We start from the raw sequence: 21,914 nt of genomic DNA, 5'->3' as shown, positions 1-21,914 counted from the left end.
TGCCGGATCACTTCCGGCGGAAATTATTGTATGAGCCGATGCCGCGGCCATGAAGCGGATCAGCACCATGCGTATCCACGCGAGATGGAATGCTGGTCCGTTTGTGGTATGGCGCTGTCCGTTGATCGGATCGGAGGCCACCGCGGGTGTTTTTTGTGCTGTCGAAGACGCTCGGCGTCATGCTGCTGCCGGGCAATTTCCTGATTGGGGTCGGCGTGCTCGGGGCCATCCTGCTCGCGACGCGGTTTGCCGCGCTTGGCCGCAAGCTTTTGGTCGCGGTGATGGTGCTGCTTGTCGTGGCCGGGTTCTCGCCGCTTGGAAACCTGTTGCTCTATCCGCTCGAGGCGCGCTTTCCGCCGTGGAATCCCGCGGAGGGCGCGCCCGATGGCATCATCGTGCTTGGCGGTCCGGTCGATTCCGACGTTTCGGCGTCACGTAATACGCCGATCGTGCGTAACGCGGCCGATCGCATCATCGCCGCGGCCGCGCTCGCGCGAAAATATCCGAATGCCCGTGTCGTGTTTTCCGGCGGCAATGCCAACCTGATTTCCAATGACGCCAAGGAAGCTGATTACATGGCGGAGATATTCGACGGCCTCGGCATCGCGAAATCGCGGCTGACCATGGAACGGCAATCGCGCAACACGTGGGAGAACGCCGAATTCTCCAAAACGCTGGTGGCGCCGAAACCGGGCGAGCGCTGGCTCCTGGTCACTTCAGCATTTCACATGCCGCGATCGGTTGGGCTGTTCCGGAAGGTGGGATTTCCGGTTGAGCCTTATCCTGTCGACTGGCGGGTCGGGACAGGCAACGACGTCTTCTGGTTCACCAACACCGCACTCGATGGATTGTCGCGGACCGACCTTGCGGTGCGCGAGTGGATGGGCCTGATCGCTTATCGCGCCGTTGGCCGAACCGACGCGTTGCTGCCGGGGCCATCGACCAACTAGGGCATCACTCGTAAGTCCGGGAGACATGATCAAGGTTAAGCCTCTTACTCAGGCAGCTTGGTAAGTGCCTCACCCTTGTGAGCGGCAATATGGTCTGTTTTGCTGCTCTTGATTTCGTACTGCGGTGATTCCGGGCTCGCGTGATGCGTATGGCCCTTGTAGTTGAAATCCTTGACGTGAACTCGGATGATCGTGCCGCTGACATGCCCAGCTTCCGAGTTCCACCGGACTCTATCGCCGACCTTGAATCGCTCAGCCATCCGCAGCCTCCTTGTTTAGCGAACAGTGCAGGCCACTACCAAACGCATTTTAACGGTCTATCTTCATCGTGTGAAGCAACGCCAAGCGATCTCCATTTGCATGATGCCGGTCGAAGTCAATCCCATCTACACGGTCGGTCACGCGACGCGCAGCATCGTCGAATTCGTCGAGCTCTTGAAAGTCGGTTCAGTCGGGATGGTCGTGGACATCCGTAGCTTCCCGCGGTCACGAACCAACCCGCAGTTCAATATCGACAAGCTGCCTGAGGCGCTTTCGGTTTGGCAGATCGGCTATATCTGGATCGAGGAACTCGGCGGCCGACGACCAAAATCGAAAGCGGTGCCACCCGAAGTCAATGGCTTCTGGATCAACCAGAGCTTCCACAACTATGCGGACTACGGGCTCTCTGACGAGTTTCGCAAGGGATTGTCGCAACTGGAGCAATTGAGCTTGGAGCGGAGGTGCGCGATCATGTGTTCGGAAGCCGTCTGGTGGCGTTGCCATCGACGGTTCGTTGCCGATTACCTTCTCCACCATGGACGAGATGTCTTCCACTTGATGGGACCGGCGCGCGCTGAAATTGCCAGAATGACCGCCGCGGCGCGCGAGGACGGCGCATCACTGGTCTATCCGCCGTCGTGACGCCCCGGAACGTGGGTCGCAACCGGCTGTCGATCGGGCTAAGATCGGCAAAACAAGCCGGGAGCTTACGCCATGCAACAGCAGACACCGCCCGAACAATTCGATCCGGCCACGATGGTAGCCGATCTCAACAGCCTGCTCAGGCTGAAGACGACCGTGATCGGCCTGAAGCTGTTCGAGCGGGTCGAGGACATGATGGCGATCCCGAAGATCCGGCGCCCGACCGCGGTCCATACCACGGACCAGATCGTGAGCATGGCCTCGCGGCTCGGCTGGACGGTCGGTGTCACTGCCGACGATCTCGTCGGCGCGCAATGCCGCGCCGTGATCGGGCTGGCGCCCCAGGACGAGAAATGGCTGGCGGGAGAATCCTATGTCGGCGTCTGGCATGGCACGGCGGAAGATGCGCGCAAGCGCCAGGAGGCGCTGGATGTTGTGCCCTATGGCCAGTACAAGGCGTTCGTGGCAAGCCCGCTCGCGAGCGGCCGGCTCAGTCCGCCTGACATCTGCCTCGTTTATGCGACGCCGGGGCAGATGATCATCCTGATCAACGGCCTGCAATATACTGGCTACAAGAAGTTCGAATGGGGCGTGGTTGGCGAAACCGCCTGTGCGGATTCCTGGGGGCGGGCGCTGAAGACGCGCGAGCCGTCGCTGTCGCTGCCTTGCTTTGCCGAGCGGCGCTATGGCGGCGTGCCTGATGAGGAGATGCTGATGGCGCTGCCGCCGGCCGATCTCGCCAAGGCGATTGCCGGCATGAAACAGCTCGCCAAGAACGGCCTGCGCTATCCGATCGCGCCCTACGGCATCCAGGCCGACGTACGTGCCGGCATGGGCGTGTCGTATGCGAAGAAATAGGAACTCCTGCCGTCATTGCGAGGAACGCCAGCGACGAAGCAATCCAGTCCCCACAAGCGGTGAAATGGATTGCTTCGCTTGGCTCGCAATGACAAGAAGGGGCAATCGTTCGTTTCAGGGAAAGTCATCCTATGTCGTCGAAGTTCGACATTGTCGTTTATGGCGCAACCGGCTTCACCGGCCAGCTCGTCGCCGAATATCTCGCTGAGCATTACAAGGGCGACAGCCTGAAATGGGCGATGTCCGGGCGCAGCAAGGACAAGCTCGCTGCGGTGCGCGACGCCATTGGCGCGCCTGCGGACACGCCGCTGATCGTCGCCGATTCAAGCGACGTCGCGTCGCTGAGAGCCATGGTTGGTCAGACCAAATCCGTGATCAGCACGGTCGGCCCGTATCAGCTCTATGGCAACGACCTAGTCGCAGCTTGCGTGGAGGCGGGTGTCGATTATTTCGATCTCTGCGGTGAGCCGATCTGGATGCGGCAGATCATCGACAAGCACGAGGCTGCGGCGAAGGCGAGCGGTGCGCGCATCGTGTTTTCCTGCGGCTTCGATTCCGTGCCGTTCGAGCTCGGCGCGTTCTTCGTACAGGAGGAGGCGAAACGCGTGTTCGGCACGCCGGCATCGCGCGTCAAGGGCCGCGTGCGCGACCTTAGCGGCACGCTCTCGGGCGGCACCGCGGCAAGCGCCAAGGCGACCTTCGATGCTGTTGCCAAGGATCTCAGCCTCGTGGCCATTCTGAAGGATCCCTTTGCGCTGACGCCCGGATTCAAAGGCCCCAAACAACCGCAAGGCAACAGGCCGGCCTACGAGGAAGACCTGCAGTCATGGGCGGCGCCGTTCATGATGGCGCTGATCAACACGCGCAACGTCCATCGCTCGAACATGCTGATGGGTTTCCCCTACGGCAAGGAATTCATCTACGACGAGATGGTGCTGACCGGTGCCGGTGAGAAAGGCGAAGCCAACGCCAAGCTGGTGATGGCCGCGAACGCCGAGAAGACCGGTCCGAATGCGCCGAAGCCGGGCGAGGGGCCTTCGAAGGAAGAACGCGAGAACGGCGGCTACGATCTCCTGTACGTCGCGATTGCGCCTGACGGACGCCAGGCGCGTGCGTCGGTGAAGGGCGACCGCGATCCCGGCTATGGATCGACAGCGAAGATGATCTCGGAATGCGCGATCGGTCTGCTGCGCGATGCGCCGGATGTTCCCGCCGGGATCTGGACGCCGGGCGCTGCGATGAAGGACAAACTCATCAAGCGACTGGTCGATCACGCCGGCCTGACGTTCGCGGTGGAGAAGTAGAAGCCGCGAATCGTAGGGTGGGCAAAGCGAAGCGTGCCCACCATCCACGATCGGTGCAAGAAAGGTGGCACGCTTCGCTTTGCCCACACCCTACGAGCTACGCCGCCCGCGGATCATAGACGTACATGAAATCCATGCATCGTGACGTCACCGGTAGCAGCAAACTCAGCACTTGATCACGAACCCACGCGCCCGCGGCGCTGAATTCGCGCTTGCTGTTGCCGTTGCGGCGGGCGATCGCGACGATCTTTTCCGCGCGCGGGCGGCGCTCGTGCTCGAAATTCTGGAAGGTCATGCCGAGTTCCTGTCCGGCCAGCATGAGCTTGCCGAGCCGCATCGCGTCTTCCAGCGCCAGCGAAGCACCCTGGCCGGCATGCGGGCTGGTGGCATGGGCGGCGTCGCCGATGAGGAGCGAGCGCTTGCGCGACCAGGTTGGCAAGCTCGCGACATCGAGCGTGTCGGTTACCACGATGTTCTCGGCAGCCTCGATGATGCGCGGAATTGGATCGTGCCATCCGCGATGGAAGTCGCTTAAATGCTGCTTCAACGCCGCCTGATCCATGGCGCGGAACGTTGCGGCGTCGACACCCTGCGAAGGCTGCGTGCTCCACCACATCACGCCGTCGGCGGGATCGGAGCTGCAGAAGCCGTAACCGAAGAAGCCGCTTTGGCCGAACGTGGTCTCGACGCGCCCGCCGATCGATCTGCCTTCGAGCACAGACCGGGGCACGAAGCCGCCGAAACCGATCAGCCCAGTGTCGAAGGGTTTGGGTCCGTCCGGCACCACATGGCGCCGCACCTTCGAGTGCACGCCGTCGGCACCGATCAGGAAATCGCCCTCGGCGGTCGTGCCGTCGGCGAAATAGGCGACGATCGGCTGGTCGGGGCGGTCGATGATCTTGACCAGGCGCTTCTCGAAATAGAGCTCGGCATTCGAGCACCAGGCCTTGTTGAAGAGGATCGCCTGCAGTGTGGCGCGACGCAGATTCACCGCCGGCTGGCCAAAGCGCTTCTCCATGTCGCGGTTGATCGAGCCGAGCTTCCGGCCCGATTGCGAATAAAAATCGAAGGATTCGGCGATCGAGCCTTGACGGATCAGTTCGTCGGCGAGGCCGAGTTCGGCCATCACCTGCATGCCGTTCGGCGCGATCTGCAGGCCGCCGCCGATGCCGCTCGAATGTGGCCAGCCCTCGTAGACTTCGACGTCATAGCCGGCACGCTTGAGGAAGATCGCAGCGACGGGGCCGGCGATGCCGCCGCCAATGATCAGGGCCTTGCGGGGACGGCGCGGCATGGCTTGCTCCGTTCGGTTGCGTGCGTTAGGAAATGTGAGTAATTAATTGTCTTAGTTTGTAAGATATATGTTTACTAAGAGATGGGAGAAGCCTTGTCAAGGTTGAAGCCGCGCGCGGCGTTGATGCAGGAACTGGAGGAGGCAATGCGGCGGTCCTCCGCACAGGGCGTGCTGTACGGGCAAGCCGTTGCCAATGTGGCGGGAATTTCCGGTTCCGACCTCGAATGCCTCGACTTCCTCAATCTCGAAGGCCGCGTAACGGCGGGCCGGCTTGCGGAGGTCACCGGGCTCACCACCGGCGCCATCACCGGCGTGGTCGACCGCCTGGAGAAGGCCGGCTTCGTGCGCCGTGAGCGTGATGAGACCGACCGCCGCAAGGTCTATATCGTGACTGTGCCCGAGAACGCTGCCAGGATTGGGCGCTACTACGTGCCGATGCAGGAGGCGATGCACCGGCTCTGGAGCACCTATTCGGAAGCTGAGCTGCAATTGCTGCTGCGCTTCGCCAACGAGGGCTACAAGTCCGTGCTGGAAGCGACCGAGAAGCTCAAGGGGCTGCTCGATACGCCCGAGGAGAAGCCGGCTAAGAAGCGCGGGCGTCCGCCGCGGCGGTGAGTGCCGGCCCGACAGCGGGACGGTAGTGCGCCGCAGCGACATACATGCCCCACATCGCCCCAAGCATCATCCAGAAGTGCCGCCAGTGGTCGGTGTCGATGATGAAGCTCTCGCCGACGGTGCCGAGGAAAGCCGAGAAGATTGCCAGATAAGTCCGCTGCCAGGGTACGGGCAGGAAGACATAGCGGAAGCCCGTCATCACGGTAACGAAGACCAGCGCTGGATAGACGAGGCCGGAGATCCAGCCGCCTGACATGAACGCGTTCAGGTAGGAATTGTGGGTGTCTTCGGGGAAGTAGTTGCGGAACTGCAGCGGCCCGATGCCGAAGGGCAGATCGAGCGCCATCTCGGCACCAAGGATGTGGCGCCCGAACCGGCCGAAGCGTCCTTCGTCATAGCTCTGGTCGAAGCTCGCGCGCTGCTTGAACATCTGCGCGGTCGAGTCGAACGACAACAGGATCGCGACCAGCGCGACCGCGAGGACGATGGCCACGAGCGCCATCACGATGATGCGCGAGCGTTCCGTCTGCGAGCGGCTGGTCAAGACCATCGACGCCAGCATGAAGGCCGCGGTGATGACGAGGCCGCCCCAGGCGGCGCGCGAGAACGCGAGCAGGATCGCGAGCGACATGATGCCGAAGGCGATGGTGTTGCGGAAAGCCTTGGCGCGAGGGGCGGAGACGACGCTTTGCAATGAGAACAGCGCCGGCAGGATCAGGAAGGCGCCGAGCACGTTCGGGTCCTTGAAGGTGCCGCGCGCGCGCTCATACAGGGTCAGGAGATCGTAGCCGCCGGGCACGAGGTGGAAATAGCCTCCGATCGCCGCGAGCGATGCGATCATCCCGCCGACGACCAGGCCCCGCCGGAGCATGTCGAGCCGCGCCTCGGTATCTTCGGAAGTAACCATGGCGAAGAACACCACGGTGACCGCCATGTACCAGGACGTCGCGATCCAGGTCGCAATCTCCGGCCTGTCGAGGACCGGGATGGCGCCGATGCTGTAGCCGACATTGAGCGCGACGAGCATCATGAGCAGCGGCATGATGGCAAGCCGCATTCGCAGGCCGGTGGCGAAGAAGATGATGACCGCCGTCAGCGTGACTAATTCGTAAGGGCTCGGCTCGATGAAGACGATCGCGCCGGAGGCGCCCGCCAGCCACACCATCGCGCGCTGCAGCGCCAGCACGCCGGGCGCGGCTTGCGGAAATGAACTCTCGGCTGTCGTCGCATACGCCATTGCGAACTCACGCAACCAAACCGACGGCCCTCAATACGCGTTCTCGTTCTTGGCCAGCAATGAGAACGGCGTCTTCAGGAGGATGTAGAGGTCGAACAGCACCGACCAGTTCTCGATGTAATAAAGGTCGAACTCGACGCGCTTCTGGATCTTCTCGTCGGTGTCGACCTCACCGCGCCAGCCGTTGATCTGGGCCCAGCCGGTGATGCCGGGCTTGACGCGGTGGCGGGCGAAATAACCGTCGACGGCTTCATCGAACAGGCGGTTCTGCAATTTGCCCTGCACCGCATGCGGGCGCGGGCCGACCAGGGAGAGATTGCCCTTCAGCACGACGTTGAAGAGCTGCGGCAATTCGTCGAGGCTGCTCTTGCGGATGAAGCGGCCGACGCGGGTGACGCGCGGATCGTCCTTGGTGACGACCTTCGAAGCGGTCGGATCGGCCTGATGATGGTAGAGCGAGCGGAACTTGTAGACGTCGATCCGCTCGTTGTTGAAGCCGAAGCGCTTCTGGCGGAACAGCACCGGGCCCGGACTGTCAAGCTTCACCGCGAGCGCTACCAGCCCCATCACCGGCAGCGCGGCGAGCAGGATCAGGCCGCCGACGATCCGGTCGAACAGCCATTTCATCACCAGGTCCCAGTCGGTGATCGGGGCCTCGAACACGTCGAGCGTCGGCACCTTCCCGAGATAGGAATAGGAGCGGGGACGGAAACGCAGTTTGTTGGTGTGCGTCGACAGGCGGATATCGACCGGCAGCACCCAGAGCTTCTTCAACATTTGCAGGATGCGGGTCTCGGCCGAGATCGGCAGCGCGAACAGCACGAGGTCGACGCGGGTGCGGCGGGCAAACTCGACGATGTCGTCGACCTTGCCGAGCTTCGGGCTGCCGGCGCAGCTATCCATCGCGCGATCATCGTTGCGGTCGTCGAATACGCCGAGCACGCGGATGTCGGTGTCAGATTGTGCCTTGAGCGCTTCGACGAGCTGCTCGCCGTTCTCGTCGGCACCGACGATCACGGTGCGGCGGTCGAGCCGGCCGTCGCGCGCCCAGCGCCGCACCAGGCCGCGCAGGATCAGCCGCTCGGCGATCAGGGCGGCAAGACCCGCGAAGAAGAATGCCGTCAGCCATACCCGCGAGATCTCGCCGCCGAGCTTGACCAGGAACGACACGCCGATGAACAGCAGGAACACGATCGCCCAGGACGAGATCATGCGCGTCGTCTGCCGCAACTGTCCGCGGAACATCTGGATTTCGTAGATATCGGCAGCCTGGAAGCAGACCACCGCCGATATCGTCATGGCAAGGATCGCCGCGATATATTCCCAGCGGAAGCCGGAGAGCGGCATCACGTACCAGAGGTAAAGCGCGACGCCGACCAGGCTCAGCAGGATGAAATCGACGAGGCGAACGATGCCGGTGATGACAACCGGCGAATAGGCGCCGCGAACCCTTTCATTGGTGATGGTGAGCGCGGCGGGCGATAGCCGGCGGCGCCGTTCGACCGGCGGACGGCCGCCACCCGCGGTCGCTGCCGCGTCCAGCATCGAGCGTGCGTTAATCGGTTCCACGTCGTTACGTCCGTTGTTTGAGCATGATCTTTTCGGAAAACCGGTGCCCACTTTTCCGGATCATGCTCTTGCGGCCGCAGATAGGGGTGCAAAGGCCGCTGCGGAATTGCCCCGCGTCAGGGATTAGGGGAGAAATCGGAACAAACGGTTACGTGGGTAACTTGTGGTTAACGATTGGCAAACGCGTCGCGATAGCCGGCGAGCACGCCCTCGACCATCGCCTTCTGCGAGAAATGCGCAAAGATGCGCGCGCGCAGCGCCGTTGCGCGCGCCAATGTCGCGGCGGGATCGTCGAGCGCGCGGCTGATCGCTTCCGCCATGGCAGCAGCATTGCTCGGTGCAAACAGCGCATCCGTGTGCGGGCCGAAGATCTCGGGGATGCCGCCGACATTGGCGGCTACCATCGGGATCCCCGCGGCCGCAGCCTCGATCACGACATAGGGCATAGAGTCGCCGCGAGAGGGAACGACCAGCAGCTTGCCTTTCGAGAACCCGTAGCGCGCTTTGACATGGCCGATGAAGCGCGCGGCATCGCCAAGCGCAAGCTGTTTGACCTGTGCCTTCAGCTTCTCCGACTCCTCGCCGTCGCCGGCAAGCGTCAGCGTCACCGGCTTGCCTTCGGCGCGCAGTTTCGCCACGGCGTCGATCAAGAGGTCCGCGCCCTTGATGTGCCTGAACTCGCCGACATAGACGATGTCGGTGGCATCATCAGTGCGATTGATCGCATCGAACTCTTCCGCGGTCACGCCGTTGAACACGCAGCGCACCACGCCGCTGGTCGGCGTGCCGACCGTGCGCTGATAGGTGTCGCGTGCGAAGGCGCTTTCGAACAGGAACAGGTCGGTGCTGTTCATCAGCGCGCGCTCGAGCCGGCTGTAGAAATTGCCTTTCAGCGTATCGAGCGGGTAGTGCAGCGAGCCGCCATGCGGCGTGTAGACGCGAATCGTGTGCTTGGAGTGCGGCCGCAGGCGGACGTAAGCGCCGGCCTTGGCGCCGTGGCCATGCAGCACGTCCGGCTTCCATTTCCATATCAGGCCGGCGATCTGTGCCCAGACCATCGCATCGGCAAACCGCGGCTCACGGCGAATGGCTACACGGCGGACGCCGAGTTTCAGGCGCGGTTCGATTTCCGCAAGCGCGGTGGCGGCGCGCTCGCCGCCGGTGATGCTGTCCGTGACGATGCCGACGTGATGGCCACGCTCGATCTGTCCGTTGGCGACGTCGAGGATATGACGAAAGATCCCGCCGACAGGGGCGCGCACGACATGCAGGATGCGGAGCGGCTGGTCGGAATCCATGGTCACAACCCACGCCCGCTAATGAATATGCGATCGCCGGCTGAAGCGCCGCGCGCAAGCATCGAAGGCAGGCGAAAGACAGCGGCGCGCAGGCGGCGCATTCTGGGAATCCCGACAAAATATCGCGGCCGATTAAGGACGCCCATGGTTAACAAAGCGTGACGCGCGGGCGTGTGCGCCGTGCCGTTCGTCAAGCGGGCCGATTAACCCAGCGGCAACCTTAATGGAGTGTAATCGCGCCGGCTGAAGCAGATTGAGTGGCGTCCCCGCGGGAGTGAACAATGCGTTTTGCGTTCTGGCGTGCAGGAAAGGACAGGGCCGTGGTCCAGCGCGCGCTTGCAAAGCCCGCGTCGGCTGCGACCGTTGCCGCGTCGCCCGTAGGCGATCTCGACCTGCCTGCGCTCGGTCGGGCGCTGATGCGCAAGCGGAGCTGGATCATCGTGCCGACGGTGCTGGCGTTCACGCTGTCGCTTGCCGCGGTCAATATGGTGACGCCGCGCTACAAGTCGGAAGCGCGCATCCTGATCGACGGCCGCGAGAACGTGTTCCTGCGGCCGAGCGGCGAGCGCAACGAAGAGCGCAACGTCGTCGATCCGGAGGCCGTCACCAGCCAGGTGCAACTCCTGCTGTCGCGCGACCTCGCGCGCGAGATCATCAAGAAGAACAAGCTTGCCGAGCGGCCGGAATTCGATCCGGTGCTGCAGGGCTTCTTGCCGCTGAAATCGCTGCTGGCGCTGTTCGGCATCGGGCGCGACCCGTTCTCGCTGACGCCGGAAGAGCGCGTGCTGGAAGCCTATTATGACCGGCTGCAGGCTTATGCGGTCGACAAGTCGCGCGTCATCGTCGTCGAATTCCAGTCGCGCGATCCCGAGCTTGCCGCGCGGGTCGCCAACTCGATCGCCGAAGGCTATCTGGTGCTGCAGCAGAATGCGCGGCAGGAGCAGGCGAGAACGGCGAGCCAGTGGCTGGCCGGCGAGATCGAGAATTTGCGGAAGAAAGTCGCCGACGCCGAATCCCGCGTCGAGGATTTCCGTTCCAAGTCGAGCCTGTTCGTCGGCACCAACAATACCTCGCTGTCCAACCAGCAGATGGGCGAGCTCAACACGCAGCTCAATAATGCGCGTGCACTGAAGGCCGACGCCGAGACCAAGGCGCGGCTGATCCGCGAGATGTTGCAGAGCGGCAAGCCGATCGAAGCTTCCGAAGTGCTCAATTCCGAACTGATCCGCCGCCTCAGCGAGCAGCGGGTGACGCTGCGCGCGCAGCTCGCCGAGCAATCGTCGACGCTGCTCGACAATCATCCGCGCATCAAGGAATTGAAGGCGCAGCTCGCCGATCTCGATCGGCAGTTGCGCGAGGAGGCGGGCAAGATCTCGCGCACGCTCGACAATGACGCGCGCGTTGCCGGTGGCCGCGTCGAGGCGCTGAGCGCGAGCCTTGATCAATTGAAGAAGCAGGCATCGTCCTATAACGGCCAGGACGTCCAGCTCCGCGCGCTGGAGCGCGAAGCCAAGGCGCAGCGCGACCTGCTCGAATCCTATCTGGCGAAATATCGCGAAGCCAATACCCGCGAGAACATCGAGGCAGGACCGTCCGACGGTCGCATCATCTCGCGCGCGTCGGTCTCCAACACGCCGGCCTATCCGAAGAAGCTGCCGATCGTGCTGATCGCGACGCTGGCGACCTTGTTGCTCTCCTCAGGCCTGATCGTGACCGGCGAGCTCCTGCGCATGACCGCGCCGCGCGCCGCCGCGGCATCGGTCGCGCCGCCGATGACGGGGCAGGTGCCGGTTCGCGCTGCCGCCGTCGAGAGCGACGACGAGCAGGAACCGGAGCTGGAGCCGGCAGCGGGGCCCAAGGCCCAGGTCGAGGCCGCATCCATCGCGCCGCAGCCTGAAGCCGCCACTGCCATCGGAGAAATCGAAGAGCTCGCCGAGAAGCTGCGCCGGGCTGGCGCCGACGCACGCAAGGTTACGGTGCTGGGGACGGCCTCGAGCGAGAGCATCGCGCTGAGCACGCTGACGCTGGCGCGGCTGATGGCGCGCGAAGCCAAGGTCGCCGTCGTCGACCTCGCTGCGGCGTCGCCGACGATAGCGGCGGTCTCGACCGATCCCGGCGCGCCGGGGCTTGCCGAATTGATGCAGGGGCAGGCGACGTTCTCGGAGATCATCACGCGCGACCGGCTGTCGCGGGTCAATCTGGTCAGTGCCGGCCGCCCTGGTTTCGATCGCGCGCAACTGCAGTCGCCGCGGCTGGCGCTCGCGATCGACGCGCTGCTCAGCGTCTACGACCACGTGCTGCTCGATGCCGGCACGGCTTCCGACCTGCCGGCCGATCTGTTGACGGCGCACGCCCGCGCCGTCGTGGTGCCGGACGCCTCGATGGCCGACGATGCCCGCCGCCTGATGCGCGAGCAGCTTGCCGCTGTTGGCTTCTCGGAAGTGACGATGCTGACGAAGCCGTGCGAGCCATCGGACGCCGTCGAGCCGGGCCCGCGCGTGGTCGCAGCGTAGACCAGCGGCGCCCGCAGGGCTGTGGCATATGAAATAGAACTTGGTGGGCGATCCCTTCGCGGCCCATCCTTCGAGACGCCGCTGCGCGGCTCCTCAGGATGAGGTCTGATTTCGCGGTGGAATCTTAGACCCTCATGGTGAGGAGCGCCGCTTGCGGCGCGTCTCGAGACGATGCTGCGCATCGCTCGGAGAACCATGAGGCCCGCATCGTCCACAGCCTCCAAACAGTTATATGCGATAGCCCTGACGACGCCCGAGGGTAGCTGAGACCTTCAATCGCTCGGCGTGAACTCGGTTGCCTGCACGATCGCTTTCCAGCGCTCGGATTCGGATGTGATGAGCCGGGCGAAGTCGGCGAGGGGAATTGCGTCGATCTCGACGAACTGTTTTGCCATGCCGACTTTGACCTCGTCGGTGCGCAAGGCCGCCTGGATCGAGCCATTGAGCCTTTCGACTGTTACCGCCGGGGTCTTTGCCGGCACGAAAAACCCAAACCATGTGAGGTCCTGAAGCGAGGGATAACCGGCTTCGGCCATCGTGGGCACATCGGGAAGAAACGCGCTGCGGCGTGGACCGGTGGTCGCCAGCGCACGAAGCTCTCCGGACTGGACCAGGCCAACGGAACTGCCGAGCGGCATGATGGCCGAGGCGATCTCGCCTTTCACGAGATCCTGTATCGCGGCCCTGCCTTGATAGGGCACATGGAGATACTCGAACCGCGCAGTGCGGCCCAGCAGCGCCCCGATGAAGTGCAGCGTCGATCCAGCACCCGCCGTGCCGTAGGTCGCCTGCGTCGGATTGGCGCGGCACCAAGTGATGAATTCAGCCAGCGTCTTTACCTCGCGCGGCACCTTCGCACCCACCGTCAGCAATGTCGGGAATGAGGCGACGGTCGAGACCGGAATAAAATCCCGCGGCTCGTATCTGAGCGTCTTGTAGACGTGAGGAAACAGCGTCAAGAAGCCAAGCGGCGCCAGCAGAAGGACGGATCCATCGGGAGCGGCCGCCTTCACGGCCTCCACCGCGACGCGCCCGCTCGCACCTGGCCGGGTCTCGACCACGATCGACGCCGCATAATCCTTCATCTGATCGGCAACGAGCCTCGCCACGGCATCGGGAAGCCCGGGCGTGAAGCCTGTCAGTATATGCGCGGTCTTCAGGCTCGGCTCGGCGATGCTGTGCGGCACGAGACCGGCGGCGGAGAAAGCAATGCCGGCGCCTGACATTGCCAGCATTTCGCGGCGCGACATCACCATCCAGGCCATCGGATCCTCCGCGTCTGAAACGACTGGGTCGAGAGGATGCTTGAGGCGGGCATATCCGTCCAATGCTAGTATGTGAGGGTTTCATAACTGTTTTGATAAGGATCGGACATGCAATCCATTGAGCGAGCCCGGCGCCGCATCAAGCTGCGCGATCTCCATATCCTGCTCGTCGTGGCGCAACGGGGCAGCATGGCAAAGGCCGCGGCAGAATTGGCGATTTCTCAGCCTGCGGTCTCGAGAGCGATCGCCGACATGGAGTATGCACTCGGGCTTCGGCTTCTCGACCGCGGCCGCAACGGCATCGAGCCCACGCCGTATGGGCGCGCCCTCGTCAAGCGCGGCACAGCGATTTTCGACGAGCTGATGCAAGGGCTGGAAGAACTCGAATTTCTCGCCGATCCAACCATCGGACAGCTCCGCATCGGTAGTTCGGAAAGCGTTGCGGCTGGCCTGCTTCCAGCAGTCATCGATCGCTTCACGCGGCGCCATCCAGGCATCCGCCTGAATGTCGCGCAGATGGTGCTTGGCACGACGCGTTACAGCGAACTGCGCGAGCGGAGTATCGATCTGTTGCTGGGTTGGATCCCGACGCCGTTCGCCGAGGAAGATCTGGCGGTGGAGCCCGTGCTGATTGACCCACGGGTTGTGGTTGTGGGGCAGCGAAGCAAATGGACGCGATGTTCCAAGGTCAGCCTGGCCGATCTTGCCGATGAAGCCTGGATCCTGCCGCCGCCGGACACGTTTCCAGGCTCCGCCACGGCTGATCTGTTTCGCGAAAGCGGATTGAGCATGCCTCGCACGCCCGTCACGACGCTGTCGCTTCACCTTTGCTGCAGGCTCGCTGCGACCGGGAACTTCGTCACCTTGCTTCCAAGCTCGATTGTGCAGTTCAGCGGCCGCGATCTGTCGCTGAAGAGACTTCCGGTCAAGCTGCCGCGAACGTCGGCTGTGTCGGCGGCCATTGTAACGCTGAAGAACCGCACGTTGAGCCCGGCTGCCGAGATATTCGTCGCGTGCGTTCGCGATGTCGCGAAGTCGATGGCAGGCAAATCGACGGCCCACACGCAATGAGCTGCACGTCGGTGTGATAGATGAAGCCCTAGGGCATCGGTTCTGACTGGATCAGAACCGTTGCCCTAGATTCTGGTCTTGACGTTTTTTTGCGCGAACCGGTGCCCACTTCGCTCGAAAACGCGCTCTAGCGGAACATGCCGCGCAGGTTTTGCGCGAGATCGAACAGCGCGCGATTACGCTTGACCAGCCGCTTGGCGCTGACGACGCCGGACATGGCGCTTGCAGCTGGCCTGCCGCGCCAGGAGAGCGGAATGAAGCTGTCGAAGATCGGCTCGTCGCTCTTGCAGAACAGCCGCTTGTATTCATCCGAGCCGATGCCGAGGTCGATGGCGCGGTAGTTCAGCGCGGCATAGTGATCGATGATGTTGCGCATCAGGATGAGGCCGGGGCTGAACTTGGCGCTGGCAGACATCGTGTAGGTGTTGAACATCATCGAGAAGCGATGGCCGTCGGCGACGCCGGCGAAGATCGCGATCACCTCGTCGTCGCATTCGAGCGCGTGGATGTCGATGACGCGGCCGGCGCCGGGAAGACCGGTGAGGCAGGCGGAGCGGATGAAATCCTCGACGCCCGGCTCGGCAAAGACGTTGGGCAGCTTTTGTTCGGCCATGCGCTGCGGCTTGACGCGGAAGAACCAGTTCAGGACTCGTGTGACATCGGCGTCGGTGGCGGCGATCTGATAGCGATAGCCGGCGAGCTGCTGCAGCTTGCGTTCCTTGCCCTTCAATCGCCGCCGGAATGAATTGCTGATGAGGGTGGTGCGGTCGGCGCCCGGCTCGATGGCGAGCACGGGACAGTCGTTGACCGAGGATTGGTGCCGCAGCAGGGCGAGCGGGTTGGGCAGATCGCGCCAGTTGAGCGGCTGCTGCTGCAAGGCGAGCACGTCGGCCTCGCCGCGTGCCGCGATCGCCGACACCATGGTCCTGAGATCGGCGGCCGTGGCGCCCGCGGCGAAGTCGCGGTCCCACAGCGCCATGTTGAAGGTCGCGTGCTTGCCGCCCATGAATTTAGCACAGCGCACGCCGAGCGCGCTTTCGAGCGTCAGCGGCAGCACGAACAACGGCCGGCGTTCGTCATCATGGCCGATCACGATGAATGGGGCGACGCCCTCGCGTGCGCCGACCTGCCGCTGCCAGGCGGCGAGAAAATCAAAGCGCTGGTACGGCGTGCAGAATTGCTTTTCGAAGGCACGCCATGTCGGTTCGACGGCTTCGAGATCGCGAATGATCTCGACACCGGCGACGCGGCTTGTTTTCGACCACGCTTCCAACTCCGCCGTTCGTGCTTCGATCGCGGCAGCCATGGTCATTGCCGAGTCCGGTATTAATCGATTGTTTACAATTCCGCTTGGGCGACCTTCGCAGGGAAATGTCAACAAAGAGTAATAACAATCGTTAGACGGCGCCTGGGAACCGCCGGATCGGGGGCGGGACGTGGTGTCGGAAATCACTTTCTTGAAGCGGGCACAGATGGAGCTCGCTTACTTCTCAGGCTATGCGCGGTTGCGGCAACGGCAGGCCGGCGGGGCCGGCGCCATCCTGCGCTTCGAGCGCGTGCGTGCGCGCCGTCGGGACCGGTTTCAGCCGCTGGCCTCGCGCGAGATCACCCCTCGGTTCCTGGATCGCACGATCCGCGCGCTCAAGCGCTGGAACTACGAGATCGTTTCGATCGACGAAGCCTGCCGCCGCGCCGTCACCTTGCCGCTGCCGCGCCGCTTTGCCTGCCTGACGTTCGACGGCGGCTACAAGGATCTGGCGACGGACGCCTATCCGGTGCTGTCGAAGCATGGCGTGCCCTTCGCCATCTACCTGCCGAGTGCGTTTCCGGATGGGCTGGGGGAGGCGTGGTGGCTGGCGCTGGAGAAGATCATCGCGCGCGAGAGCCGCGTCAGCCTTGTGATCGAGCGGAAGGAGCTGCATTTTTCGATTGCCGGTGTCGCGGAGAAATACGAGCTCTACGATTTCCTCGCGACATGGATGCGGACGCTGGCGCCGCCGGATCTGTCTGTTGCGATCAACGATCTCTGCAAGCGCTACGGCGTCGATCTAGCAGCACTGTCGCGCAGCGCCTCGATGGACTGGAACGATCTCACGATGCTCGCCTCCGATCCCAATGTCACGATCGGCAGCGCGACCGTGAACTATCCGGCGCTATCGAACCTGCGCGACGTCGATGCCGAGCGCGAGATGGCAATGGGCAAGGCGGTGCTCGTGGCCGGCATCCGTCGCGAGATCAGGCATTTTGCCTATCCGTTCGGAGACAGCGAGAGCTTTCGCCGTCCGCATATGCTGATGGCCGGCGAGACCGGCTTTTACAGCGCGGTGTCGAGCATCGCGGGCATCGTGGGAGCGCAGGGGCGGACCAACCTGCACGCGTTGCCTCGGGTGTCCTGGGACGGACGGCGGCGCTCGCTGCGCATGATGCGGGTGCTGCTATCGGGCGTGATGTTTCCGAGGCCGCGCGTGCAGATCTAGAGCGTTTTCGAGCGAAGTGGATACCGGTTCGCGTGAAGAAAACGCGTCAAACAAGAATCCAGAGCTGCGGTTCTCAGAACCGAAGCTCTAGGCGCGGTCGGGCCGCGACATCCAGGCCACGATCGGCATTGCCGGCAGCACCCAGCCGAGCCCGGCCACGACATAGAAAATCGCCTGCAGCAAGCCCGAATTGGCGAGCCAAGGCGTCTGCGCGACCGTCATGCCGAGCAGCGACCACACCACCACCAGCATCAGCAGGAAGATGGTTCCAAGCAGCTTGCGGGTGCGTATATTCATGGCCGGTTGATCGATAACTCGTGAGGCAAAGCGCGCCTTGCGCCTGCGAGGAGGCGGACTATAAGGGGCGCGCCAATCCGATCAAGCAGGACCGATGACCGCACGTTCCGCCCCCGAGCCCTCCCAAAATGCTCACCTTCGCTGTTGGCTGCTTTCGGTCGCAGCCCTGATCGCGATCATGGTGCTGGTCGGCGGCGCTACCCGGCTGACCGAATCCGGGCTTTCGATCGTGGAATGGAAGCCGGTCACCGGCACGCTGCCGCCGCTGACCGAGGCGCAATGGGCGGAAGCCTTCGAGGGCTACAAGAAGATCCCGCAATATCGCGAGCTCAATGCCGGGATGACGCTCGCTGAGTTCGAGACGATCTACTGGTGGGAATGGAGCCATCGCCTGCTCGGGCGCGTGATCGGGATCGCCTATTTGCTGCCGTTCCTCTATTTCCTGTGGCGCGGCGCCGTCACCGACGGCGAATTGAAGCGGCGGCTCTGGCTGATCTTCGGGCTCGGCGCGTTGCAGGGGGCGGTGGGCTGGTGGATGGTCGCTTCAGGCCTCTCCGAGAAGGTCGAGGTCTCGCAATATCGCCTCGCTGTCCATCTGATACTGGCGCTGCTGATCTATTCGGCGATCGTCTGGACGCTGCGGCGGCTTTCCGACCGGCCGCCAAATCCGGCGCCGCTCCGGCTGAAGATCACCGCTTTGCTGCTGCTGGCGCTGACCTTCCTGCAGCTCTATTTCGGCGCGCTGGTCGCGGGCCTGCGCGCGGGAAAGGTCTACAACACCTGGCCAGAGATCGATGGCGCTTTCATTCCATCCGCGGGGCGTCTGTTCTTCGAGCAGCCCTGGTGGCGCAACCTGTTCGACAATACGCTGACGGTGCAGTTCGAGCACCGCATGACTGCTTACGCGCTATTGGCGCTGGCGATCCTGCATGCGATCGACACCATCCGTTCGCGCGCAAGCGGCGAGACTATCGCCGGCGCCTGGTGGCTGGTGGCGGCGATCACGCTACAGGCGACGCTCGGGATCCTGACGCTCTTGAACCAGGTGCCGATCGATCTCGCGCTCATGCACCAGGCCGTGGCGATCGTTGTGCTCACGCTGGCGGTCCTGCAGGTCGAGCGGCTGCTGCCGCGACGCCGCGAAGTGGGACGGCCAAAGCTTGCCGTGCCGGTCGGTCAACCCGGTTGAGTTGACCTATTCTAATCTATAGTTGCCGCCAGAAGTGCCCGTTTTGCACGGGCTTTTTGAATGTTCCGGCGGTTGACGAAATCGTGCGGCCCGACATCGCTTTACTTGAAAATCCCTGGCGATAGAACGAGCGAAAAACGGGTTCGCTCATGTCGTCTGCATTCATTCAGGCCGCGGTCATCCTGCTACGCGAAGGGCTAGAGGCAATGCTGGTGATTGCCGCGCTCGCCGGCTACCTGTCGAAGGTTGGCGCCGGTCATCGCATCCAGGCGCTCTATGGCGGCGCGCTGGCTGCGGTCGGCGCCAGCATCATCGCGGCCTGGCTGTTCGCGGTGCTGAATTCGGGCGAGCACAGCGACATCCTCGAGGGCGTCATCATCCTCTTTGCCGCGGGCCTCATGCTCTATGTCAGCGGCTGGCTGATGGTGAAGCAGGACCCGCAGGGCTGGAAAGAATATCTGGCGCACAAGGCCGACACCGCGCTGGCGCAGGATACGGTGTGGGCGGTTGGCGCGCTCGCCTTCCTGGCGGTGTTCCGCGAGGGCGCCGAGACCGTGCTGTTCATCAACGCGCTGGCCAGTACGGAAGGCGGCTGGAGCGCGGGCCTGTTTGCCGGCCTCGGCGCCGCCACCATTGCGCTTGCGGTGCTGTTCTATTTCATCAACCTGATCGCCCAGAAGATTCCGCTGCGGCCGTTGTTCATCCTGACCTCGGCTTTCCTGTTCGTGATGGCGATCAAGTTCATCGGCGAGGCCGTGCAGGAATTCCAGGAGCAGGCTCTGCTGCCGTTCACGGAACTGAAGAGCCTGTCCTGGCTCGCCGATCTCGGCCTGAACCCGACGCTGGAAGCGCTGTCGCTGCAGCTCCTCGTGATCCTGTTCGCACTCGGGACCTATTCGGTGTTCCAGCGCAACGGTCGCCTGACGCGCCAGAGCAAGGCGTCGACCAGCGCAGCGGCTGAATAATCTCACACGCCATCGATCCAGCCCGAAGATCGCGCGCCGCCGGTTCCGCCGCGCTGCGAATGGCCGCGAAGGGGTCCGCTCCAACCTTTCGCGGTATCAAAACACCATGTGACAGTTTTTTTCTCGTTTGTATTGCGGATTCCGCCTCGCTGAAGTGTCTGTAGAAGAGGGGGCATCTTGGGGCGGTGCATGCAGATGACTGAGAACGAGGAGGCTCGGCGCGCGCTTGAGCCTCAGGGGGTGATTGCACGTGAAATCCTTATCCCCGACGCCGATGTGGCAGAGGACGGCGATCTGGTCGCCACCGTCGTCGATTTCGTGAATTGGGCGATTGGCCCGGCCCACCTGGTCTCCGGCGAGATCGTCGCGGAGGCATTCTGGAGCTATCACGCCGACTATTATCTGACCCAGGTCAACAACGGCGGCCATGGCCAGTTTGCCCATAACGGTGGAATGAGCGAGCAGACGCTCGACAATTGTCGCCGCGGGCTCGTCGCGATGGGCGCAAAGGATTACGTCGCGATCTTCGACGAGTTCATGGCCATCATGAAGGGCGATCCGCGTCGGGCAAAAGCCATACAGGATGGCAGCGGTTTTGGGAAAATCGATCCCGCGATCGAACTGCTCGACAGGCGCTTTTTTGCGCTCGGCGACATGACCAAGCTCAACGCAGCCTGGCTGCGCACGCTGCCGGCCCTGCGATCGCTGCCAAACGATCGGCTCACGGCCGAGCGCGAAGCGGTCATTGTGCGCAATTCCCTGCTTGCTGCCCGCCAGGACTATCTGCGGCGGGCCAAAGCGCGTTTCAGCGCCTCTGACCCGATCCAGGTGGCAGCGCGTGCGACCTGCGCGCAGGAGCGCATCGCCTTCGAAGGCGTGAATGCGGGCCTGCCGGTGGGCGATGGTCAGATCGCCTGGACCCTGAGTACGTCGGCCGGCTCGCGCATGCTTGTGATGGGACATGGCATCGCCGTGCCGCGGGACAACGGGTCGCTGCGCGGCCAGTATTTCTTCGAAACGGGCGATACCTATCCTGCACCCGTCGGCGACGGCGAAATGCGCCGGGCGCTGATCGAGGCGACATCGCGTGATATTCGCGAGCGGATGAGATCGGCTGCGGGCGAGAGGACATCGGCATCGCCGGCGCAGTCCCGTGAGACGATATTGGCGAACTTTTTGTCACCTGCATTCAATGCCTTCTGGGGCAGCTTCACGGCCGGATCGAAGCGGATCAACACGGCGATCACCTGTCCCTATGTCGGGCACAATCCCTCTCTCGTGAGCTACGTTCCGCGCGCCTCGTCTCCGCTGCTGGCGGCTACCGAGGAGCATTCCCTGATCCGGCTCATTATGGCCAATGCGCTGTGGGATTCGTTCCTGGCTGCCGACGCCTTCAACGATTCGATGCTTGAGGAGCCCGATCGCGCCGCGGCCCTGTTGATCAATCTCGCAGCCGCCGCCACGGTTGCGGCGACCAGCCTGCGCGTGCTCGATACGGATCGCATCGCGGCGCTTGCCGTACTTGCGCCCGGCGATTTCGTGCGGGAGCAATACAACGTCCGATTCCAGCTACTCGAGATCGCGCGCTGGTGGTTCAGTTTCGTGCCCAAGGCGGCAGCCGCGTTCGCAGAAACAAGTTTTGCGCAGCGGTCGTGGATGTTCAACAACGTCTGCTTCAACCACGCCCAGGCGCTCGCCGAAGGGCTCCGCCCCTCGGTGACATCAGATTTGACCGACGCGCTCGTCTATTTCGATCGGGAATATCCGTCGATGGCCATGCCACCGATGGAAGCGACCTATGATCTGGCGCTCAAGACATGCACCTCATATTTCGCGAGGTCCGAGCGCCACGCCAAGGCATGGGCAAACGTCGTCGCTGAAACGCGCCATATGATTATGAGCGCCACGCCTTATGATGAAGCGACGGTGTTCGTGGTGACGCCTGACATTGTGCAGGTTCGAACCGCTGAGAAGCTGATCGGTCTGATCGGGGTCGTTGAGAACGAGCTGAGGGCGCGCCAGGTTTTCTACTATCGCAAGGACGGCGCGCGGGTAGCTCTTTGAGAGCGTGCCGGTATGCAGCCTCATCACCCGCTAAAGCATGATGAG

The 21,914-nt window shown here is 63.2% G+C and carries 18 protein-coding genes and 1 pseudogene; 11 read left to right on the top strand and 8 right to left on the bottom strand.

What is annotated here, in order from left to right; genetic code table 11:
• Positions 1-146 precede the first annotated feature (146 nt).
• Positions 147-950: a YdcF family protein gene (locus tag ACZXDY_RS04905; protein WP_464344712.1), complete on the top strand. Its 804-nt coding sequence runs from the start codon at positions 147-149 to the stop codon at positions 948-950.
• A 44-nt stretch (positions 951-994) separates the two neighbouring features.
• Here ACZXDY_RS04905 and ACZXDY_RS04900 read toward each other — a convergent pair whose 3' ends face one another.
• A complete protein-coding gene (locus ACZXDY_RS04900; RefSeq protein WP_028162863.1) occupies positions 995-1,210 on the bottom strand; it encodes a hypervirulence associated TUDOR domain-containing protein in 216 nt (71 codons plus the stop codon).
• 100 nt (positions 1,211-1,310) lie between these two features.
• Here ACZXDY_RS04900 and ACZXDY_RS04895 point away from each other — a divergent pair, with 100 nt between their 5' ends.
• The 3 genes from ACZXDY_RS04895 to ACZXDY_RS04885 all read left to right on the top strand — a co-directional run bounded on the left by ACZXDY_RS04895 (position 1,311) and on the right by ACZXDY_RS04885 (position 4,015).
• Positions 1,311-1,853 (top strand): DUF488 domain-containing protein, encoded by a 543-nt coding sequence (locus ACZXDY_RS04895; protein ID WP_464344711.1) that lies wholly within the window; start codon positions 1,311-1,313, stop codon positions 1,851-1,853.
• A 72-nt stretch (positions 1,854-1,925) separates the two neighbouring features.
• Positions 1,926-2,711, top strand: a complete 786-nt coding sequence (locus ACZXDY_RS04890; RefSeq protein ID WP_464344710.1) for a DUF169 domain-containing protein — start codon at positions 1,926-1,928, stop codon at positions 2,709-2,711.
• 131 nt (positions 2,712-2,842) lie between these two features.
• Positions 2,843-4,015, top strand: a complete 1,173-nt coding sequence (locus ACZXDY_RS04885) for a saccharopine dehydrogenase family protein (protein WP_464344709.1) — start codon at positions 2,843-2,845, stop codon at positions 4,013-4,015.
• A 97-nt stretch (positions 4,016-4,112) separates the two neighbouring features.
• Here ACZXDY_RS04885 and ACZXDY_RS04880 read toward each other — a convergent pair whose 3' ends face one another.
• Positions 4,113-5,309, bottom strand: a complete 1,197-nt coding sequence (locus tag ACZXDY_RS04880; RefSeq protein ID WP_464344708.1) for an FAD-dependent oxidoreductase — start codon at positions 5,307-5,309, stop codon at positions 4,113-4,115.
• Between the two features lie 123 nt (positions 5,310-5,432).
• On the opposite strand from ACZXDY_RS04880, the gene ACZXDY_RS04875 reads away from it, so the two are divergent.
• Positions 5,433-5,924, top strand: a complete 492-nt coding sequence (locus ACZXDY_RS04875; RefSeq protein ID WP_464344786.1) for a MarR family winged helix-turn-helix transcriptional regulator — start codon at positions 5,433-5,435, stop codon at positions 5,922-5,924.
• Here the strand turns inward: ACZXDY_RS04875 and ACZXDY_RS04870 are convergent.
• From ACZXDY_RS04870 to ACZXDY_RS04860, 3 genes are all read right to left on the bottom strand, one after another.
• Positions 5,893-7,161 carry an O-antigen ligase family protein gene (locus ACZXDY_RS04870; protein ID WP_464344707.1) on the bottom strand — a complete coding sequence of 423 codons (1,269 nt, stop codon included), beginning with the start codon at positions 7,159-7,161 and terminating at the stop codon, positions 5,893-5,895. The two genes, ACZXDY_RS04875 and ACZXDY_RS04870, sit on opposite strands and share 32 nt — an antisense overlap.
• A gap of 30 nt (positions 7,162-7,191) precedes the next feature.
• Complete coding sequence (locus ACZXDY_RS04865) at positions 7,192-8,730, bottom strand: undecaprenyl-phosphate glucose phosphotransferase (protein ID WP_464344706.1); 1,539 nt, start codon at positions 8,728-8,730, stop codon at positions 7,192-7,194.
• Positions 8,731-8,897: 167 nt separating this feature from the next.
• Complete coding sequence (locus ACZXDY_RS04860) at positions 8,898-10,028, bottom strand: glycosyltransferase family 4 protein (protein ID WP_464344705.1); 1,131 nt, start codon at positions 10,026-10,028, stop codon at positions 8,898-8,900.
• Between the two features lie 281 nt (positions 10,029-10,309).
• Between ACZXDY_RS04860 and ACZXDY_RS04855 the strand changes: the two genes are divergently transcribed.
• Complete coding sequence (locus tag ACZXDY_RS04855) at positions 10,310-12,541, top strand: GumC family protein (RefSeq protein WP_464344704.1); 2,232 nt, start codon at positions 10,310-10,312, stop codon at positions 12,539-12,541.
• A gap of 272 nt (positions 12,542-12,813) precedes the next feature.
• On the opposite strand, the gene ACZXDY_RS04850 is transcribed toward ACZXDY_RS04855, so the two are convergent.
• Complete coding sequence (locus ACZXDY_RS04850; protein WP_464344703.1) at positions 12,814-13,806, bottom strand: Bug family tripartite tricarboxylate transporter substrate binding protein; 993 nt, start codon at positions 13,804-13,806, stop codon at positions 12,814-12,816.
• 108 nt (positions 13,807-13,914) lie between these two features.
• On the opposite strand from ACZXDY_RS04850, the gene ACZXDY_RS04845 reads away from it, so the two are divergent.
• On the top strand, positions 13,915-14,877 hold the full coding sequence (locus ACZXDY_RS04845) for a LysR family transcriptional regulator (protein WP_464344702.1): 963 nt from the start codon (positions 13,915-13,917) through the stop codon (positions 14,875-14,877).
• Between the two features lie 127 nt (positions 14,878-15,004).
• Here ACZXDY_RS04845 and ACZXDY_RS04840 read toward each other — a convergent pair whose 3' ends face one another.
• Complete coding sequence (locus ACZXDY_RS04840) at positions 15,005-16,189, bottom strand: GNAT family N-acetyltransferase (protein ID WP_464344701.1); 1,185 nt, start codon at positions 16,187-16,189, stop codon at positions 15,005-15,007.
• Between the two features lie 124 nt (positions 16,190-16,313).
• On the opposite strand from ACZXDY_RS04840, the gene ACZXDY_RS04835 reads away from it, so the two are divergent.
• Positions 16,314-17,354, top strand: coding sequence for a polysaccharide deacetylase family protein (locus ACZXDY_RS04835; protein ID WP_464344700.1), 1,041 nt, complete (start codon positions 16,314-16,316; stop codon positions 17,352-17,354).
• Between the two features lie 87 nt (positions 17,355-17,441).
• Here ACZXDY_RS04835 and ACZXDY_RS04830 read toward each other — a convergent pair whose 3' ends face one another.
• Positions 17,442-17,651: a DUF2842 domain-containing protein gene (locus tag ACZXDY_RS04830; RefSeq protein WP_028162849.1), complete on the bottom strand. Its 210-nt coding sequence runs from the start codon at positions 17,649-17,651 to the stop codon at positions 17,442-17,444.
• A gap of 94 nt (positions 17,652-17,745) precedes the next feature.
• On the opposite strand from ACZXDY_RS04830, the gene ACZXDY_RS04825 reads away from it, so the two are divergent.
• The 3 genes and pseudogenes from ACZXDY_RS04825 to ACZXDY_RS04815 all read left to right on the top strand — a co-directional run bounded on the left by ACZXDY_RS04825 (position 17,746) and on the right by ACZXDY_RS04815 (position 21,869).
• Complete coding sequence (locus ACZXDY_RS04825) at positions 17,746-18,840, top strand: COX15/CtaA family protein (protein ID WP_464344699.1); 1,095 nt, start codon at positions 17,746-17,748, stop codon at positions 18,838-18,840.
• A gap of 146 nt (positions 18,841-18,986) precedes the next feature.
• Positions 18,987-19,805: pseudogene (locus tag ACZXDY_RS04820) on the top strand (FTR1 family iron permease); the annotation flags it as partial.
• 195 nt (positions 19,806-20,000) lie between these two features.
• Positions 20,001-21,869: a DMP19 family protein gene (locus tag ACZXDY_RS04815; protein WP_464344698.1), complete on the top strand. Its 1,869-nt coding sequence runs from the start codon at positions 20,001-20,003 to the stop codon at positions 21,867-21,869.
• The last annotated feature ends 45 nt before the right edge of the window (positions 21,870-21,914 follow it).

It is taken from the genome of Bradyrhizobium sp. LeoB3, from assembly GCF_055456055.1.
The sequence above is the reverse complement of the archived record's forward strand: the minus strand, read 5'-3'. Positions and strand labels throughout refer to the sequence as shown.